This window comes from Mesorhizobium sp. B2-3-6 (assembly GCF_006442305.1).
In the GTDB taxonomy this organism is placed as follows: Bacteria; Pseudomonadota; Alphaproteobacteria; order Rhizobiales; family Rhizobiaceae; genus Mesorhizobium.
Genome location: NZ_VFVW01000006.1, coordinates 24,487 through 40,555 on the forward strand (window position 1 = coordinate 24,487; position 16,069 = coordinate 40,555).

General features: G+C 60.7%; 15 protein-coding genes and 1 pseudogene. 4 read left to right on the forward strand and 12 right to left on the reverse strand.

Annotated elements, in window-relative coordinates:
• Nucleotides 1-698: 698 nt before the first annotated feature.
• Nucleotides 699-1,124, forward strand: a complete 426-nt coding sequence (locus tag FJ953_RS18120; RefSeq protein WP_140523354.1) for a hypothetical protein — start codon at nucleotides 699-701, stop codon at nucleotides 1,122-1,124.
• A gap of 465 nt (nucleotides 1,125-1,589) precedes the next feature.
• On the opposite strand, the gene FJ953_RS18125 is transcribed toward FJ953_RS18120, so the two are convergent.
• From FJ953_RS18125 to FJ953_RS18140, 4 genes are all read right to left on the reverse strand, one after another.
• The gene (locus FJ953_RS18125) at nucleotides 1,590-1,811 is read right to left on the reverse strand and encodes a hypothetical protein (RefSeq protein WP_140499509.1); all 222 of its coding nucleotides are present in this window, start codon (nucleotides 1,809-1,811) and stop codon (nucleotides 1,590-1,592) included.
• A gap of 850 nt (nucleotides 1,812-2,661) precedes the next feature.
• A complete protein-coding gene (locus tag FJ953_RS18130) occupies nucleotides 2,662-3,405 on the reverse strand; it encodes a hypothetical protein (RefSeq protein WP_224646632.1) in 744 nt (247 codons plus the stop codon).
• 28 nt (nucleotides 3,406-3,433) lie between these two features.
• A complete protein-coding gene (locus FJ953_RS18135) occupies nucleotides 3,434-3,967 on the reverse strand; it encodes a sigma-70 family RNA polymerase sigma factor (protein WP_140499513.1) in 534 nt (177 codons plus the stop codon).
• A gap of 703 nt (nucleotides 3,968-4,670) precedes the next feature.
• Nucleotides 4,671-4,880 (reverse strand): hypothetical protein, encoded by a 210-nt coding sequence (locus tag FJ953_RS18140; RefSeq protein WP_140523478.1) that lies wholly within the window; start codon nucleotides 4,878-4,880, stop codon nucleotides 4,671-4,673.
• 957 nt (nucleotides 4,881-5,837) lie between these two features.
• On the opposite strand from FJ953_RS18140, the gene FJ953_RS18150 reads away from it, so the two are divergent.
• Together FJ953_RS18150 and FJ953_RS18155 are read left to right on the forward strand one after the other, a co-directional pair.
• Nucleotides 5,838-6,047, forward strand: coding sequence for a hypothetical protein (locus tag FJ953_RS18150; RefSeq protein WP_140523352.1), 210 nt, complete (start codon nucleotides 5,838-5,840; stop codon nucleotides 6,045-6,047).
• 15 nt (nucleotides 6,048-6,062) lie between these two features.
• Complete coding sequence (locus FJ953_RS18155; RefSeq protein WP_140499517.1) at nucleotides 6,063-6,383, forward strand: hypothetical protein; 321 nt, start codon at nucleotides 6,063-6,065, stop codon at nucleotides 6,381-6,383.
• A 252-nt stretch (nucleotides 6,384-6,635) separates the two neighbouring features.
• Here the strand turns inward: FJ953_RS18155 and FJ953_RS18165 are convergent, their stop codons facing one another.
• The 5 genes from FJ953_RS18165 to FJ953_RS18185 form a co-directional block, all read right to left on the reverse strand.
• The gene (locus FJ953_RS18165) at nucleotides 6,636-6,881 is read right to left on the reverse strand and encodes a DUF982 domain-containing protein (protein ID WP_140499519.1); all 246 of its coding nucleotides are present in this window, start codon (nucleotides 6,879-6,881) and stop codon (nucleotides 6,636-6,638) included.
• Nucleotides 6,882-7,024: 143 nt separating this feature from the next.
• A complete protein-coding gene (locus tag FJ953_RS18170; protein WP_140523349.1) occupies nucleotides 7,025-8,479 on the reverse strand; it encodes an aldehyde dehydrogenase family protein in 1,455 nt (484 codons plus the stop codon).
• Nucleotides 8,476-8,667, reverse strand: coding sequence for a hypothetical protein (locus FJ953_RS18175; RefSeq protein WP_224646634.1), 192 nt, complete (start codon nucleotides 8,665-8,667; stop codon nucleotides 8,476-8,478). Before FJ953_RS18175 ends, FJ953_RS18170 begins: the two co-directional genes overlap by 4 nt.
• Before the next feature lie 57 nt (nucleotides 8,668-8,724).
• Nucleotides 8,725-9,903 carry an alanine racemase gene (locus FJ953_RS18180; protein WP_140499523.1) on the reverse strand — a complete coding sequence of 393 codons (1,179 nt, stop codon included), beginning with the start codon at nucleotides 9,901-9,903 and terminating at the stop codon, nucleotides 8,725-8,727.
• An 11-nt stretch (nucleotides 9,904-9,914) separates the two neighbouring features.
• Complete coding sequence (locus FJ953_RS18185) at nucleotides 9,915-10,943, reverse strand: GNAT family N-acetyltransferase (protein ID WP_224646636.1); 1,029 nt, start codon at nucleotides 10,941-10,943, stop codon at nucleotides 9,915-9,917.
• Between the two features lie 132 nt (nucleotides 10,944-11,075).
• On the opposite strand from FJ953_RS18185, the gene FJ953_RS18190 reads away from it, so the two are divergent.
• Nucleotides 11,076-12,014 carry an ornithine cyclodeaminase family protein gene (locus FJ953_RS18190; protein ID WP_140499525.1) on the forward strand — a complete coding sequence of 313 codons (939 nt, stop codon included), beginning with the start codon at nucleotides 11,076-11,078 and terminating at the stop codon, nucleotides 12,012-12,014.
• 438 nt (nucleotides 12,015-12,452) lie between these two features.
• On the opposite strand, the gene FJ953_RS18195 is transcribed toward FJ953_RS18190, so the two are convergent.
• The 3 genes and pseudogenes from FJ953_RS18195 to FJ953_RS18205 form a co-directional block, all read right to left on the reverse strand.
• Nucleotides 12,453-13,775 (reverse strand): FAD-binding oxidoreductase, encoded by a 1,323-nt coding sequence (locus tag FJ953_RS18195; protein ID WP_140499813.1) that lies wholly within the window; start codon nucleotides 13,773-13,775, stop codon nucleotides 12,453-12,455.
• 271 nt (nucleotides 13,776-14,046) lie between these two features.
• Nucleotides 14,047-14,657: pseudogene (locus FJ953_RS30890) on the reverse strand (IS481 family transposase); the annotation flags it as partial.
• A gap of 62 nt (nucleotides 14,658-14,719) precedes the next feature.
• Nucleotides 14,720-16,030 carry an FAD-binding oxidoreductase gene (locus FJ953_RS18205; protein ID WP_140499527.1) on the reverse strand — a complete coding sequence of 437 codons (1,311 nt, stop codon included), beginning with the start codon at nucleotides 16,028-16,030 and terminating at the stop codon, nucleotides 14,720-14,722.
• Nucleotides 16,031-16,069 lie beyond the last annotated feature (39 nt).

Genomic DNA, 16,069 nt, shown 5'->3' on the forward strand with positions numbered 1-16,069 from the left:
CGGTTGCTCAATCCGCGCCACACCCGCTGAAGAAGCGGCCAATCGAATGAGATGGAGAAGCAGGAGCCGTAGCGCGCCGAACTGATCGATCAGATGCCCGCAGACCAGCAAAAAAAGATGATGGTTATGGACGTTGCCGGATATCCAACTGATCTGCCACTGGACGACTGCGGTGGGACTGCAATCCGATCGTCAGCTTCCAGGCAAGGAGTTGCTGAGCAGCCATTCACCTCCCGTTGATTGCCGACGTAGTTGACCGGGCTGTTTGCGGGGCCTCAATCCTATGAGGGCGCCGTTTGCGCCATGTCGTCAGCTCCGGCTATTGGCGACGGAGCCTACCGCGACTTCACATAATCGAGACTAGCTTGGAATAGTTTGGCGGCAGGCTCGGTATATGCAGCATCGAGGTGAAGTTTGTCCGCTCTTGCCGTTTTGGGAAATTTCCGGATGCTCAAGCACGTCGTCTCAGGCGCCAGAGTGCGGGAGATGGGTGAGGACGATAGAGGATCGGCGCCCACGTGCTCGCGCCCGAAAGTGCTGCCAATCGGACCCTGCATCCCCCTGCCCTGTTTCCTGAACTGGATCGATCTTGCCGGGGAGCATTGTCCTGCCGATGATCGCTCGAATTCCGGCCACTGTCGGCCCACGGCTGCGGAAATCACCCCGAAACGAAGAGCGTATCTCAAAAGGAGGAAACTATGACAACCGATCGAACACTGTCGCAACGCTTCGACGAATACCAACCTTCCAAGACACTTTGGTTTTGGTCGCTAGTGGGTGCTGCTGTATTGACGATGATCGTCGGCTTCACCGCCGGTGGCTGGACGACGGCAGGGACGGCATCGGAAATGGCGAATACATCCGCTATCAAGGCCAAGGCTGAACTGGCGGCCAATCTTTGTGTGGAAAAATTCATCACTGCGTCCAACGCGAGCGACAACCTGGCCAAGCTGAAGGATACGTCTTCCTACCAGAGAGACAGCTTCATCAGCGATGGCGGGTGGGTCAAACTGGCCGGCATGAAGAAGGATGTGCCAGGCGCCGCAGATCTATGTGCGGACAAATTGGCAGCGATGGACACAATCCCGGCGAACAGCGTAGCTCAGGACAACACCAAGAGCTGATTGCCGATCTTGGACTTTCGCCAGGCAGCGCTATGTCGCGCGACCGTCGCAATGGAGGCGCGACCATGTATGAAGCGTGGCTTCAAGGGCCGGTGCCGGTGGCCACCAGCATATCTGGGGAGACAGCAGCTTTCCAATCAGGCAGGCACCAACGGTGAAACCAGTTCGGCGCAACCAGGAACCGAATTGATCCCAGCATTCCGATCCCCGATCGCAGTTTGGGCAAGATCTCACAGACGCAAGATCTCACAGACGAATGCAGGACCAGCTCGCCACAGCGCGGCCGAAGGATCGTTATGCGTGAAGGGGAATTTCAGCCAGCCCACGCCGAACCTGATTTCAGGTCCATCGACAATCCAGATCGAGGCCACGGGCTTGAGGACGTTGATCGGCTCGTAGAAGTCCAGACTGTGCCGGCCTTGACGTGCCTGTGCGGCATGGCTTGCCTCAGCCAGGGATGATGAACTACTCCGGGATGTCCGAGGGAAAGCGCAGGCTTTTGCGCATCGCCAGCCATTCTCGAAGCGCAAGGCGAATGACCTCCAACCGATCGAGGCTCATCTCGGCGGCGACTTCCGAAATTGCCGTTTCAGTGCGCACATCAAAGGCTATCGTCGAAGCACGTAGCATGGCCGCGGCCTGAAGATCGGTGTGCCGCCTGGCCGTATCCTTCTTCCCAGCAGTCAAGGCCCTTCTCGCGATCATCCGTTGGCGTTTTGGCTGTTTTCCGCGCCGCCGTAGTCCCGGAGCGCAACAATCCAATTGTCTCTTATCGTCACCAGAACGAGGCGAGATCCGTGCGGGTAGTACCTGGGCAGAGCCGCTGCTTGATGCGCCAGGAGGGTCCCGTTCAGCCCACACCGTTCACCGCCGAGCAGCCAGTTCTGGCGCTCGCTGTCTCGCAGAACGGCGATGTACTCTCCGTCACCGGGATACCCTATGAGACCAATTTCCTCGTACTCTTCCAATCTGCGCATGGTGATCGTCACGATATCAAGAATAGGACCCTGGGATGGAACTCATTGCGCCAAGATGCAAACGGCCCGACACCACCCCAGCCTGGTGCCGGGCCGTCAGGAAGTGCCCGCGCGGTCGCACTTCCTTGGACATCAGCCTGTGTCATCAAAGTGGTCGGTTAGGAGGGTCTCGTTTGCGCAAGCAACCAGCGGAATCGTGGAACCCTGTTGCCTAGCTTGCGACAACCACAGTGAACGGTTTTCCTGCGACAGCCCTTTCATTGCAGAGCGCGCGGCGGAAGTGATCTCGAAACCTCCGCAAGACGCACATTGGAATTCGATCTTGCGAAGAGTGACGTCGGCCTCGAGCGCCGTGCCGGTGCAGACAGGGCACGTGGCGGGAAAATACCGCCTTTCGAATGACAGGACGTTCATTGCTCTGTCTTTGCTATCGGCGCGCTGGCCGTCGCCGACCGATCAAAGCAAGTCCAACCTGTACCTTTCCAACTGATCACGAACGGTACGGAGTTCCATAGACCAATTGCTGAGCGCATATGTTTCCCTCTGCCATTGCCAACCTTTTAGCCCCTGATCTTCGCAGAGACGTTTCTTCGCGTTGCCACTTCGATTTGCTTTGCTTCCACCTCAAGCCGGTCCGGCGCGGCCGAGCCCATCAGGGCGTAGGCTGTGCCTCCCGATTGCCAATAGACTGTCGGGACGCGACCGTCGGTCGCTGTGGTCGGCGAAACGGCGTCCTCGCCGTTCATCGGAGCCGCGACAAGTGTGATCCGACCGACGCTTGGTGTGTCGGCCGTCACGACCAGGCTTTGCTGTCCGTTCCAAGGCTGTACTTGGACATCCTTCACAACCCATACCGATGGAAGGGTCGGCATGCTGACGTTGACGGCGCCAACCAGTCGCTCGATCTTGTCCTGCTTCGGCTCGGTGCCCGTCTCCGGACCTGCATTCAGTTGTGCCACCCGCAAGGCATCTCGGGCGGCCAGGATGAAGGTCTCATCGGCTGTCTTGCCTCCCTGGCGAAGCGGCACGGTCAGCGAGTTGGCCGACCACCCGATCGCAACCAGCGCGACGGCCGCGACTTGAAGTCTGAGCAATGTGAACATCTTCCTGCGGCGAAACGCCCTCTCCAGCTGCCTGGCTTTCTTCAGGCTCACGCTGGGCGGAAACAACCGCCGGGGTTGGGACTTGCGCAACGCTTCCATGCGCTGCGCGTGGGCAAAAACCTCTGCCGCCTGTTCCGGATCGCGGGCAAGCCTGGCTTCCAGCTCGGATCTCTGCGACGGCGACAGCTCGCCATCCAGCAAGCGGCCGATATCCTCTTGCGAAACACGATTATCGGGCCACATAACGCCCTCCCACGACCTTCAAATGAGGGGAAGCTCCATCGTCCAAATTTTCCATGTTGTGCTTCAAGGCAGCGCGAGCTCGGCTAAGCCGGGACATCACGGTTCCTGGCGGCACTCCAAGCAGTTCGGCCGCTTCGGAGTAGGTAAAGCCCAGCACTCCAACCAGATGGAGTATTTCGGCCTGATCGGCCGGCATTCGCGCGAGCGCCCTTCCGACTTTGGAGAGCTCGGCGCAATGTTCTTGCGATGGCGGCCACGCAGTGTCGGACATGTCCGCGATGGACGCCAAGCGTCGTCGGTCGGCATTGGCCTGGCTAGCGCCGGTCAAAAAAGTGTTCCGAACGATCCGTATCAGCCAGGGAAGCAGCGGTCTGGAGGTGTCATAGCCGCCCGCCATCGACAGCGCACGGGCGAGGGCCTCCTGCACCAGATCGTCGGCGTCGGAATCGTTGCCTGTGAGCACCCGGCCGTAGCGCCAAAGATCCTCCAGATGCGGTATGACGTCGATCGTCGTTTTCATCCCGTCTCATACTGCGTTAGCCCGAGCGCCATTTCCAACTCGGACTCATCGTCTGCCGGCCGAAAACCCGAGGATCGGCCCAGCGGTCAGGGACAGGGACAGGCAACCGCTGGGCCGATGGGAGCGTGCTCCTCCCGCCTGCAAGCTGCGAGAGGCAAGCCACCCTCCAGCACTCGCTACCGCTCCCTGTATCATCGTGACGATCGGTTTACGCGCCACGCATTTCCGTTCACGCTCGTTCTTGGGCCATCTACTGAGCTGTGCCCGATATTATTCCATTCCAATCGATCTTTTTGCCGCCCTTTGCGAAGCACCGTGGAATAAGATCCCTTGTTCGTCGGTATCTTCGGGTACTCGTCTAACCGCGTGTCCCTTACGAGGATGGTCATGCAACTTGGCGAGTTCACAGCAAACACCTTCGCCGCAGTCTTGGCGCTATGCGCTCTCGTCATCGTGTTTCTGGTAGCGGGAAGACCGCTCTTCCCGAGGCGTCAGGCGCGAATGGTTATCATTCTGCCTGCCGACTCGGATACCACAGCCGCAAGCCATTGCCGTGGGCGAGACGGGCTGCGGAAGCTGGGAGTATCGCTGCGAAGCTTCCGGCGCTCCAACTTCGGAAAGAGTACGTTGTTCGCGTCAAAGAAAAAGACCGACAAGGCCCCGAAGCGCAAAAACTGGGCAGGCGGTAAGTTCCGCGAGTTGGCTAACGGCCAAGCGGCTGCTTCGAGAGCAAAACCAACTCCGCCTCGTCGACCACACCTGCCATGTAATTCGCGATAATTCGGGAGGCAATGAACTCGCGCTCATCCGGCGATGGGTTGCCTAGCTTAAGGTTGTGGAAAACCCGCCCAAGCAGTGCCAACTCAGATGCGTCGAAAATACCGGCCTCCGCCGCCTTTTGTTGAATTGGCATGATTTTCTCCCGGGAATCCAACACCGAAAACATGCAGCAAGACCTCCGGCCGTGCAAGACCTTCAAGGGCAGCGATCCTGGCCGAGATCACAATGGCCAGCGCTGGTTTTTCAGGAAACTTGCTTCGCGCCCAAAGAACTCCAGTCGGTACCAATGAGCTTGACCGCGCGGTTCTCGTTCCGGGATGCCGACCTCTCAAGCCAGCCGCCGAGCAAGCAACTGCATGCCCTCGTCATCTTCGGGTCCGCCGCCGTGCTCTCTCATCGGAACCTCCTTTAGTCTCCGGACTTGCCGGAAGCGGCTTCGTTTCGCTGGGTGACTGAAGAGCCCGCCGGCGGGAGCCAGCGGGGCCCCTCGATGGACTGCGAGTTCCTGCATCGAGGGCCACATGGCGCCATGCAGGAAGAGCTCGGCATCCTGGTTGCCTTCAGCAGGTAGAGCTATGCCTTAAAGGGACGAGGCGGCCTCAGAGTTCCGCGTCGTTCGATGGCCGAAGGGGAAGAGGAAGCAAAGAAAGAGCACTCCTCCGCGGCCAGGGCTATGATCATCCCATCGATTCTCTCAACCGTTTCTCTGCTCACTTGATCATGCCCATGAAGGCACTGACGCGCACGCTTCAGGTGTCGGCGTGCGGCCCGCGCTTCCGTCTTCCATCCCTGTCAGGCAGAGCCCAAAAAAAGGGATTTATTCCTCGTCTAGTCATTTCACTCTTGACAGTTTTGTTCCATTTTTGTTCACTGTCCACGACATTAGGAGGCGTTCAGGTGGATTGCGTTGTGTCACTCGACAGCCGGCAAGAGGCTGCCCTTCAAGCCACCGTCGACAGGTTCGTTGCCGTACACAAGGGCGACGTTGATGAAGGCCCTCAAGGAAATGATCGTTCTCAACGGTTACCTTCAGGACCGCCTTGACGCGCGCTCGGCACCCCGCAGAGCAACCCGTTAGGAAAATACTGCAATGGGCACGATGCACCTAGACGCCGAAACCAAAGCCGAACTACACGCGGAGGCGGAGAAGCTCATCGCCCGCTACGAAACGCCCCTTGAGACCGTAAAGGCGCTCATGGCTTACAACTGCGAGCTTGAGACACAGATCCTCGCCCTCGCTCACAGGCATCCGGGGCTCGTGGCGATCAGCTTCGATCCTACGCCGCCTGTGCTGGGGTGAGACAGACAACCCTCAATGCATGACCTTATCGCTTTCATTGAGAGTAACTCTGCGCTGGTAGCGGCCAACCCGGCAGCCTTTGCCACGTTTGCCGTGCTGTTTGGAGGCGGCGGCTTCGCTGTTGGACGGTATTTGCTGACTGAGCGTATCGCCAATCTGGAAAGCCGAATTGCCAGACGCGACGAGGAAATAGCGGACCTTAAGTCAAAGCACACAGCGCCAGAGCAAGGCGGCCTATCGGTGCCTCTATTCGAGATGACCGAGGTTCTGCCCCCTCCACCGCTCAACGTCCACCGGCTCTTGCTCCAGCCCAAAGAGGACCCCCATCTCAGATAACCTGATGCCGCAACATAAAGCCCCGAAGCTAATCGTCGTCACCGCCTTTGGCCGCGATGAGACTGGCGACCTCCGGCCTGTCTTCGGACCAGCCGACTGGAGATCGGGCGATATGGACCGCAAGGACTTGGCGGGGAACCATGCCGGCGTCATTGCGAGGTCGCGTGAAGCCAACCCGGTACTGCGCGAATACGGGAGCCGACGACGCTGTTTGTGGGTGGCGACGTGCCAGACATGGAGTAAGCTATAGTCTCAACCGCTGGCAAGCAGCTTGCCTCCCTCCTCAGCAGCGGCAATGAACGCCTGGCGGACATCCTCAGGTGTCATGTCGCCAGCCAAACAGGACAGGCAGGCGCGTACCGCAAGGTCCCATTTGGGGCCGCGATCGTTCCACCCCATGAGCTCCCGAGCTGCACCCTCGACGTTGTTGCAGCTATACGTCATGCCAGGCTTGCCAGTCCTGATAGAGACCGGGGGATTGAACCAATGGAGGCTCATAAAGGCTCTCTGAGGTCGAACAGGACGAACTGGCCGCGAAACTTGGCTTCGTTCATGATGATCTCGACCAATTCACCGTCGGTCTCTTGTACTCTTGGCATGAATGGCTCCGACGGCGCGCCTCTGCGCCGGGCAAAGATCGCCTAGAAATAGCCGAGGATGGATTTGACCTCCAGATATTCCAGCATGCCCTCGATCCCATATTCGCGTCCGTTTCCGGACTGCTTGAAACCGCCAAACGGCGCGTGCGGATCCCAGGCCGGGTAGTTGAGATGCACCTGACCGGAGCGAATGCGCGATGCGACGTCTCTGACGGCGTCCATATCATTGCCCTGCACATGGGCTCCCAGACCATAGACCGTGTCATTGGCAATGCTGACGGCCTCATCAACTGTGTCGTAGGGGATGATGCAGAGAACTGGACCGAAAACCTCTTCCTGTGCAATGCGCATGTTAGTGCGCACGGCCGAAAAGATCGTCGGCTTCACATAGAGGCCGACGTTCAGATCGTGTGCACGACCAGGTCCGCCGATGACGACCTTGGCGCCTTCCGATATGCCGACGCCGATCATGGTTTGGATGCGGTCGAATTGGGCACGATTGGCGATCGCACCGTGAGTGGTGGCTTCGCAAAGAGGATCGCCAATGACGATCTGGGCCGCGACCCTCTTGGCGATTGCCTCAATCTCGGTGAGCAGCGGACGTGGCACGATCATGCGTGTCGGAGCGCTGCATGACTGGCCGAGATTGCGGAAGGCGGCGGCTATGCCCAGGGAAACGGCGCGGTCGAGATCGGCGTCCGGCAGGATCACGTTGGGCGACTTGCCGCCGAGCTCCTGCGCGACACGCTTGACCGTCGGCGCTGCCGCCTGGGCCACCGCAATGCCCGCGCGGGTGGACCCGGTAATGGAGATCATGTCGACATCGGGATGGGAGGCGAGACAAGCACCTACGCCCGGACCATCACCCTGCACGAGGTTGAAAACGCCGGCAGGGAAGCCGGCTTCCTCGATCGCCTCGGCGAACAGCAGAGCGTCCAGGGGAGAAAGCTCGCTCGGCTTCAACACGACCGTGCAGCCTGCCGCGAGCGCGGGCGAAACCTTGGCGGTGATCTGGTAAAGGGGCCAATTCCATGGCGTGATCAAGGCGCAGACACCGATCGGTTCGTGGGTGACGGCGGTTTGGCCCCGCTGCTTGACGAAGGGAAAGGCTGTCACCACATCGCGAGCGACCTTGATATGCGCGATCGCCAGCGGCACCTGGGCGGTGCGCGCATATCCAATCGCCGCGCCCATTTCGAGGGTGAGGCATTGCGCAAGCAGTTCACTGCGCGCCTCGACCAGCGCCTGCAGGCGGTCGAGCAGACCGGCACGATATTCCGGCGTGGTCCGGCTCCAGGCGGCGAATGCCCGGCGGGCCGTTGCAACGGCCGCATCCACGTCCAAGCTGTTTCCGAGCGGAAACCGAGCCACAACCTCTTCGGTGGAGGGGTTCACCACCAAGCCCTTGGCGGTGCCGCGTGGCTCGGCCCATCGACCGTCGATGAAGAACTTGTCCAGGTGGCCGTTGCGCGACAGATGTTCGAGGGGCGGGATCACGCGACAAGATCCTTAATACGGGAATAGGCACCCAGAACCGGCAGGAACCAGGGGCGCCCGAAATAGCCGGGTATCGCTGGCCATTCGAAATCCTTCCAGAGGTTCAGGTCGGGGCGCCCATCCATGACATCAGTCATGGTGCTGCCTATCAGCGTCGACTTATCCAACCAGTAAGAGGCAAATTTCATTTTCTTGACCGCCAGTGCTGATTAGAGTGGGCTCGTCCGAGGCGTGTGTTCGCGCGTCTACCAGCCGCGCATCCGCTCCCAACGCGTTTCAATCTTGGGGCTGTCCCCGTTGACGACGCTGTAGAAGTCATGCTGGGCAGCCATCGCGCACGCATGGTTGGGCAGGATCCGGACCCGAGACCCGAGCGGCAGTTCGGGCATGGATTTCCCGGAACCGGCACGAATGGAGAGGATACCGTGTTCCTGGCTGGCCTGGGCCACAATCACATCTTCAAGCACGCGCCCCTTTTCGTCGCAGACCACGCCGTAACCCTGGTCGATCTGCTGGTTTGCGGTTCCCCGGTCGCGCGATAGCGCCATCCACCCAGCGTCAACCAGCACCCATCCATTTTCCGGCTTGGAGCCGATAACGGTGGCTAAAACGGAAATTGCGAGATCGTCGCGGTCGCAGACGCCAACCCCATGCTGGACGAGATCGAAGAACATGTAGACGCCGGCGCGCAGCTCCGTGACACCCTCCAGGTTCTGGGCGAAATGCGCTGTCGGCGTCGAGCCGACGCTGACGACCGGACAGGCGTGGCCATAAGCGCGCAGGATTTCAGCGGCGCGCACGGCGGCTGAACGCTCGTTCTCCGCTGCCTTGACCAGCGCATTGGGTGTGTTCAAGCCGTAGGATTCGCCCGCGTGAGCGAGAACGCCGACGAGCTTGGCACCGGCAGCGACAACCCTGTTGGCCACGTCGAGCAATCTTGGGTCGTCCTGCCTCAAGCCACCGCGATGGTAGTCGCAGTCCAGTTCGATGAGGACCGAGGGCGTCATGCCGGTGGCTTCGCGCACTCGGGCCAGGGCGTCGGCCTGGTCCACGCAATCGAGAAGCAGCTTCACATCGGCGCCGGTACGGCGACAAAGCTCCATGGCGCGCCTTGCCGAAGCCGGCGAGATGCCGACGGCATAGGTGATGTCGCGAAAGCCGTGGTCCGCGAAATACGCCGCCTCGGCGACGGTCGAGACCGTGATGGGACCGGGTCCCTGTGGAAACACGTCGCAAGCGACGTCGATGCTCTTGGCCGTCTTCATGTGCGGACGCAGCACCACGCCGAGCTTCTTGGCGCGTTCAGCGAGGCGTTGAATGTTGCGTCCGAGCCGTCCGCGGTCCAGCAGCAGGGTCGGCGTCACAAGGGCGTCGATACTCTTCGCCGTCGCGCTCCCTGATAGATTTGCCGCCCTATTGTCCATGACCTTGTTTCCTAAATGAACGACTGGTTTGCCAATGCGTACATGTGGGCCAGCCCGTCAGAAACGGGTCGTTGCCCTTTGACCATAGCGGTGGCACTGCCGGTCCGCTTGAGGCCGAGGCTCTCAAGCCAGTCGCCCAATCCATCCTCGGCATAGACGTCGATGCGAACGAATTGATCGCGAAGCTTCGAAAGCTGGGCCAGGATCAGAAGCCGCGCGTCCTCCACGCTTTCGGCCGCACAGGGGCCGACAACATAGCCGCGCCCGAACTTCCTGGCGATGGCGTAGCCGGCAACCCGCCCCGCGCGCTCGATAACGACGACCTTGCCCGCATCGGCGAGCGCAGCCACCATCGCCGTCCGGGGCATGCCGGTGGCCCGTTCGTCGAAGGCCTGGATTGCCGCGAGGTCTAAGACCGTCGCCTGACGGATGTCAGGGGTCGTCTGCGTCACGGCAACAGTCAGCGGGCCCTGGTGCTGAAGTACAGTGCCCCAGGCAGTGAAGCCACGCCGTTTATAGAGCGCGAGCCCCTCTTCGGTCGAATTGAGCAGCACGTGGCGCCCCTGTGTAGCCGCAAGCAATCCATCAAAGAGCCGGGAGCCGTTGCCGCCGCCTTGCGCGGAGCCGGTGACGATGATCATTCCGGCGGAAGCATAGGTCGGTCCGTAGCTCCAGGACATGGCCGTGCCGATCACGTGTCCTCCCCGCTCCAGGACCAGACCATTTCCAACCATTGCGGCAAATTCCCAATCCTCCAGGCGATAGGGCCAGCCCATCTCCTGCGACAGCTTCAACGCGCCCGGCAAATGGCGGGGCTCCAATTTCATCAGCTCCATCTGGTTGCTGACGATGTCTGTGCCATGCTCAATTGCCATAAGTGCAACGCTGTCATTCGATCCAGGATTGAAGTCGCACCTTAGAGTGGCGTCCGGCGGACAGATTTCGCTGCTGTTTTGCGCTTTCAATTCAGCGGGATTGTTCGTTTTAAGCAGTTCCTCGGCATCCCAAATTGCGCAAATCAGGCGAGGACTATCGGGCACCTAGAATCGCTCCGCCTGGTTGCCCTGCGATCGGCTGAGGTCCGCATCGTTCGCCGTGGGGTGCGATTTCAGCCTCGGTAACGCCGTAGCTGCAACCAGCGATAAACGACTGACGCACATGGGGAACTTTGGATGATCTACATCAGCGAGGAGGAATCGGCCGCCCTTGTCACGCATGAGCTTGCTTTCGAGGCGGCGCGGGAGGCTTTCGTGGCAGCAGCGTCGCGGCGGAGCTGGATCTTTCCCGCTGTTCTCGGGCGCACACAGGAGGCAACCAATACCTTCTCAATCAAATCCGGTTCGTCGGATGACCTAACCGGGGTGAAAATTGGCTCCTTCTGGTCGGGCAACCCGGCACGTGGCCTTCCCCGCCACAACTCCACAATCGTGCTGCTCGATCAGCATTCAGGTCGGCTCCGCGCCGTTATCGAGGCTGGGAAGGTCAACGCCTACAGGACGGCCGCAGCCGACGCGGTTGCTGCCGATTTCCTTGCGCGCAAGCAAGCCAAGGTCCTGGCGATATTCGGCGCCGGCAATCAGGCGGGCTTCGAAGTGATGGCGCTGGCACGCATCCGCCCAATCGAAACCGTGCTGGTCGTCGCCCGGCCTTCACCACGGCGCGACGCTCTTCTCGATCAGATCGCGAGAAGGGGCCTGGACGCGCGCGCTGCCTTGCCCGAAGAAGCCGTCCGCGCAGCCGACATCGTGGTCACAGTGACACCCTCACGCGAAGCCCTGTTCGATTCCGCTTGGGTGGGACCCGGAACCCATATCGTCAGCATGGGGTCGGATGCTCCGGGCAAGTGCGAATTGCCGAGAGAACTATTTCCCAGAGCACGTCTCTTTTGTGATCTGCTTTCCCAGTCCGTCCAGATCGGCGAGTTCCAACACGTGCTCGACGAGATCGATGCCGGCGTGCATGCGATAACACCAATCGGCGACGTCATTGAAAGGCGTGCCCCCGGACGCCGCTTCGACTATGAAATCACTGTCTTCGACAGTTCCGGTATCTCTCTCCAGGATCTCTACATGGCCAACGCGCTGATCCGCGCGAAAGCGTCCCACCACTGACCGCCTTCACACCGGCAGATCCCAGCCGACGAATTTTTCCGCTGCACTGGAAAAGACCTTTACAGCCGAGCCGTGGTTCATGGCGCCGCATGGAGCTCAAGACTCCGGTCCACCGCCAACGACCGAATGGCAACCAAGTCCCAGATTCGATAGCCTGAGTGAGAAACCAGCGTCATCGTCGCCATCAGAATTCTGCCATGGACGTTCGTGCCGTAGATCGCCCCCTTGAGGCTAGTCCCAACCAATGGCCGCGTGTGGAGATGTAGTGCATGTGATGGTCTTCGTTGGAGACGCGATCATTCAGCCGGGCCGCAGCGCCGCATGGTCAATGGGCCGCCAGCTTTAGCCGTCAGCGTTGGGCCCGCCACCAGGCGATCTTGTCCTGCAGGCCATAGCGGCGCTTGTTGGTGCGCGTCAGGCCTGACTTCCCACTGATCTTCAGATAGCGGCGATGTCCAGCTTCGAGCCGTCGACCAGACGCGACAGGCGGAACGGTGTAGGATCGACGCAAGGCGTGTCGTTTACGACCAGCTCTGCGGCCAGATAGCCAAGCCCCGGGCCCAAACCGAAGCCGTGGCCCGAGCAGCCCGCCGCGAGGACGAGACCTTTCACCGCGTCCACCTGCGACACCACAGGCACTGCGTCCGGCGTGCAATCGACGAAGCCGCCCCAGGCACTATCGATCTCTATGTCGCCGAGTTGGGGGAAGGTCTTCCGGACACTCTCCACCACTTGGCTTACCAGCCATTTTAAGGGTGGAGGATCCAGCACCCGATTCTGTTCGAAGATCCGATCGTCGCTGGTCAGCAGCGCCGGCATTGAATCCGGCCCCGAAAGGAACGATTGGCCGATGCCGAGCCTGACGTTCTTTAGGCGACGCAAGAATTGCGGCATGAATTCCCGACTATACCGGATAGCTTGGGGCGTGATTTCGAGGTTCGCCTTGCCGCTGATCGCAAGCGTATAGCTGCCGTCCAGTCGGCGCGTGATCGTGCAGTAGGGTGTGGAGACCGCCTCGCCTATGTTGATTGTCGGGGTGGAACGCAGCGCGGTCTGCCGGATGCTTGCTTGGGGGAAACTGATCCCGAGCGGCCTAAGGAAGCGCGAGGACCAGGCGCCAGCGGCGCACAGCACCGCGCCGGTTCTGATGTAGCCCTTCTCCGTGTGCACGCCCGCAATCTTGCCATTGGCCAAGTCGAGCGCCCGCGCGGCGCATTCCTGGTGGATGGTGGCGCCCAGAGCTCTGGCCCCTTCGGCGATAGCCGGCGCGGCGAGCGCAGGTTCTGCCTTACCATCCCGGTCTGAATAGGTCCCGCCGACCCATTTGTCGCGTGCTTCGGGGACGCGCTCGGCCACCTCCGCCCGGCTCAGCATGCGGGTGTCGACCTCGTACTCCCTGGCGACCTCGCGCCACCTTTCCCAGCCGGCGAGCACAGCCTCGTCGTGAGTCGCATAGACGAGACCGCAGCGTCGAAATCCAAGGTCCCGATTGATATCGCGCGTCAGCTCGTCCCACAGTCGCATGGAGATCACCGAGAGCGGCAGTTCGCGCCGATCGCGGTTCTGCTGACGGCACCAACCCCAGTTTCGGCTCGATTGTTCACAGGCGACGTGGCCCTTCTCTAGCAGAGCCACAGAGAGGCCACGCTTCGCCAGGAAATAGGCGGCCGTAGAGCCGAGGATGCCGCCGCCGACGATGACGACGTCGACTTCGGCCGGGAGACGCTCATCGCTGTGAATGCGCTCGACTCGGGGCGACATGTTCCAACCAACCTCGGCTGCCATGAATGCGGAAGCAAAGTTCCGATCAGCCCTTCATCGCATCGTGCGCTCGAAAGAATGTGCCGAAATCATCTAGGACTTCGCCAGATGTGCGGTTTCTTGATCCCTTGACCGATACGATCTGCTCAAGCCCGACCGAGTTCCAGTTCGGCGCAGGGCGGCGTAACCGCTTCGCGAGTCCGTTGGAACGCGCTTGAGGGTCTTGAGCCTGCGTGCGAAGTTGTAGTCGGCGAAGAAGTCCGAGGTGTTACCTGAGCTGATCGTGACTTCCCTAGTAGACGCGTTTGACCGTGGCGTCCTTAATCGTGCGGTACATCCTCTCGACCTGTCCATTGGTCCAATGCTTGGCCTTAGTCGTACGGTGCTCGATGTCGTTCGTGGCGCAGGCATATTCGAAGGCGTGCGCCCAGAAGCGTTCGCCGTTGGCGATAGCCTCATTGATCTGCGGCACGGCCGAGCCTCCGGCATTAGGTGTGGTGAACTGATTCCATCGTCGGTGAGCACTGTGTGGATCTTATGGGGAACGGCCGCGATCAGCCGGAGCAGGAACTCTCGGGAGACGACAGTGGTGGCCTTCTCATGCAATTCCATGAAGGCGCCCTTCGAGGTACGATAGATGGCGACGAACTTGTGCTGCTTGCCCTGATGCGGGATCGTCGGCTGCAACGCATAGAAGCAGTCATCCTGCGGCAGCAGCGTATAGCGTCAAAAGGCGACGATGACGGCCTCTTCATCGACCGTGAGCAGGGTCGACCGCGCCTCCTTCGGCCCAATCGGCAGATCGAGGACACAGATTCGACTCTGCAACTTCGCGACGGTCTTCTGGTTGATTCCATAGCGCTTCGCCAGCGCCCTCAAGCTCCGCGGTGCCTCCAGCCGGGCCGCAGCGACGAATAGTCAAAAAAGGCCGTCACCTTTGGCCGTCAGCGGCTGGCGCGCCAGAAGGCGATACGGTCCTGCAACCGGTAGCCCTGGATAATCGCAGGCATGAACCACGGATCGCCGCGATAGAGCGGGATGGCCGAAGGCGGTCGAAAGTCGAACGCCGTGCGGGACTGCTCGCCATGCCTCATCAGCTTGTGGGCCGCACGCATGCCGATCCATGGCGCCCAGACCACGCCCGAACCGCAGAAGCCGGTGGCATAGACCACACCTTCCTTCTCGAAGATGCGGGGCAGCATATCGCGGTTCATCGCCACGTTGCCGAACCAGCAATGCGAAAGGCGGACGTTTTCCAATTCCGGGAAAAGGTTCACCAAGCCCTTGCGTAGCAGAAGTTTCGGCGCCACCGGATCGCCGACGCGAGAACTGTCGCGCCCGCCCAGCAGAATGCGTTTCCCGTCGGGCGAGGGACGATAATAAAAACCGAGTTGCCGGTTTTCGGTGATCGTCATCAGCTTCGGCATCAGTTGCGCCATGACATCGGGCGCAAGTTCCTCGGTCACGATGATCCGGCTGCGGACCGGAACCAAGCGGCGACGCAGGAACGGAGCGGCGCCGTCGGTATAGCCATTGGTGCAGACCAGAACCTGCCGTGCATCCACCGTCCCTGCCGGTGTCGTGACGCGGAACCCCGAACCATTCCTCTCGATCGATTTGACCGCTGTATGCGAATGGACCGTCAACCCGGATCCGAGCGCCACCCGCAGGAGTTCAGCGTGGAATTTTGCGGGATGCAGCGCGCCAATGTCCATCCGGACGGTTCCACCGCGGTAGAAATCGGTGCCGATATAATTTCGCTGCTCGGCATGCGGAACGGCGTAGGACTGGATCCCCAGTTTCTTCGCCAGTGTCTCGGCGCCACGCGCCATTATCTCATACTGTTGATACCCGAAAGCGCCTTTGAACTGGCCAACCAGCCGGAAGTCGCAGTCGAGCCCTTCGGTCTTGATGAAGTCGTAGAGGAATTCGCGCGCGATCTTGCCCTCGGCCTCGATCGCCATGGCCTTCTCTTCACCGAAGCGCCGGGTGATCGTGGCATGGTCCGGCCGGATGCTGCCGCTCGTAATCCCGCCGTTGCGCGTGGAAGCACCCTCGCCCGGATGCATCGCATCGAAAGCGGCGACCGAGCGCCCCTCGCGCGCCAGCACAAGCCCAGCCGAAAGCCCGGCATAGCCGGCGCCGACAATCACCACATCGAGCTTCTTTGCCAGCGGCTGCCGCGGCAGCGGCATGACGGGCGCCGCTTCCCACCAGTAGGGCGTGTTCTTTTCGGCGACTTTGGGCTCTTGCACGTGACTGACTTCTCTTGATGTTCCAGGGATTAAGAAAGC